Source organism: Clostridium bowmanii (genome assembly GCF_018861315.1).
GTDB lineage: Bacteria > Bacillota > Clostridia > Clostridiales > Clostridiaceae > Clostridium_AD > Clostridium_AD bowmanii.
Genome location: NZ_JAHLDL010000087.1, coordinates 1 through 2,432 on the forward strand (window position 1 = coordinate 1; position 2,432 = coordinate 2,432).

At 35.7% G+C, this 2,432-nt stretch carries 2 protein-coding genes; both read right to left on the reverse strand.

What is annotated here, in order from left to right:
• Positions 1-32: 32 nt before the first annotated feature.
• The gene (locus KPL51_RS22910; RefSeq protein ID WP_224854544.1) at positions 33-566 is read right to left on the reverse strand and encodes a group II intron maturase-specific domain-containing protein; all 534 of its coding nucleotides are present in this window, start codon (positions 564-566) and stop codon (positions 33-35) included.
• Positions 567-690: 124 nt separating this feature from the next.
• A complete protein-coding gene (gene ltrA / locus KPL51_RS22915; protein ID WP_216166730.1) occupies positions 691-1,935 on the reverse strand; it encodes a group II intron reverse transcriptase/maturase in 1,245 nt (414 codons plus the stop codon).
• Positions 1,936-2,432 lie beyond the last annotated feature (497 nt).

Sequence of the window (2,432 nt, forward strand, 5' to 3'; positions counted from 1 at the left end):
CGCATACGGCTCCTGGTAAAACTAAAAATTATTTATTCATAATAATTTGACAAGACACCGACCTGTATATCTGACAAGTGAACAAGCTTTATTTCTTTGAACCATGTATTAGGTAAAGCCATATGTATCAATGCACAATTTGAATTTCTCCACCTTACCATTGATATTTTCTTGAATTCACCCTTATACCCTCTTCGCCTAAGTGCTTTATGCAAAGATTTATAGCTTTTCCATTCTTTCATTTTCTTCATTCTTAGCCTTCTTTTAATCCAACTAAATAGCTTCTCAAAAAGTCCTTTACAGTTTGCAATTCTAAAATAATTTGCCCATCCACTGATTACTGGATTTAACTTTCTAATCATTTGTTCTATATTCATCCCATGGTTTCTAGGCGTTAGCCTTCTGATTTTATTTTTGAATCCCTCAATTCTTTTAGGATGTATGGAAATCCACTTTTCTCTTATTATAAATCCAAGAAAAGCCACCCCTTGACTAGCATCAGCTATATGGGTCTTAGTTCCATTCACCTTAAGTTTCAGGTCTCTTTCTAATATATGGATAGCCAAAGCTAGATATTTCCCTGCCAATTTCTTTGATTTTGCAAAAATCAGTAAGTAAGTAAACCAAGGGAACTTCCCCCTTAGTTTCTCTCAGAACCGGACGTGAACCTCTCAGCTCATACGGCTCCAATCATTCAGCCGTTGGTAATATTCCCATTTTCCAGTGTGCAAACAAATTCCTATCTCTTTTTGCAATACTTCCCAACCAATATTCCGCTCTTCGTCTATGTTTTCTTTTCTTATACTTTCTTCGAACCCATTTTACTAAAGCATTATTGATATATCTTAATACTGCATACATTTCTGTTTTATAGAAATGTGTATAATAATTTATCCAACCTTGTATCCTTTTGTTAAACATATCTGATATATCCCACAAATCCTTATCTACTTTTAATTGCAATTTCCAGCTTCTTACTTGGATGCGAATTAATTTCTTTGCCCTATCCGCCATCGCTGGTAAGAAACTTGTAAAATATTTGCCATATTTACTCTTAGCACCTCTAGGTTTAAATGTATATCCTAGAAAATCAAATGATATATTCGGATAATCTCCCTTTCTACCATCATCTTTACAGTATACGATCTTTGTTTTATCGAGGTTTAACTGTATCCCATATTCTTCAAATCTTTCTTGCAATCGTCTTTGTAGATATTTCGCCTGTTTTAGGGATGCGCAGTGTGTTATTCCATCATCTGCATATCTTGCCCACGGAATTGTCTTGAATTCTTTTGTCATAAAATCATCAAAAACATAGTGTAGAAACAGATTCGCAAGTACCGAACTAATGACACCTCCTTGCGGAGTACCGGAATCCCTTGTAACTAGTTCCCCGTTTTTCATTTCAAATGGTGCAGTCAACCACCTTTGAATATATAGAATAATCCATTCTTCATTTGTGTGTTTTCTTACCATTTTCATTAGAATGTCATGTCTGATATTATCAAAAAGTCCCTTAATATCAAATTCAAGAACCCAATCTTTTCTCCAACACCTTTTTCTTGTAACTTCAAGTGCTTGTATTGCAGATTTATTAGGTCTATATCCATAGGAATCCTCATAAAACATAGGCTCTACTTCTGGTTCAAAATATAGTTTAACTACTGTCTGAGCAATTCTATCTTCAATAGTAGGTATTCCTAGTAATCTAGTTCCTCCACTTTTCTTTGGAATTGCAACAGCTCTTACAGGCTTTGGAATATAACTTCCTGATGACATTCTATTCCAGATTTTGTATAGATTATTTTTCAACTTCTTTTCAAAATCTTCGATTGACTGTTCATCAACTCCATATGTTCCTTTGTTTGCTTTAACTTTCTCATAAGCTGTAACTACAGCTCTTTTAGAAATATTAAATGGCTTTGTTTCTGTCATAAGTTCCTCCTCCTTTTCAAAGTTGACTTATTTCTGAAACTGAATAACTTGAAGTCCTTCGCTCCACTTCCATTACAGAAGTTTCTTCACTACTACGACTCAATCTGCCCCTATGCTTGCATCGATACTCTTTTCTCACAGTTCTTCTGCTTGAAATACTCTCTTAACATCAAGCCGTAGGTTCCCACGTTCCATACAAATGCCCATACTAAAGTCATGCCACCTTTATGCCGCCCACCGCCTAGCCAGTAAACAGGTTTCCTCTAGGCTTATCCCAAGTTAACGACAACCCCCTGGTTTTGATGGAATCTATACACTTTCGACATTTTCGTAAGTGGTTCACATGCTCATTCATCTCTTTAGTACATACTTGACAGATTTATCTCTGCCTTTTCCTTAATGCTAAGCACCATAACTTTTGATTACAGCACCTTAAGGTAGTTTGAAATCTCCACCTGCATGGCGATTTCGGAGGACCTTCCTCCATCATCTGTATA

What these genes read in the sequence shown, in the direction of transcription:
- ltrA (WP_216166730.1), bottom strand. Translation starts at nt 1,935, where the DNA reads ATGACAGAAACAAAGCCATTTAATATTTCTAAAAGAGCTGTAGTTACA.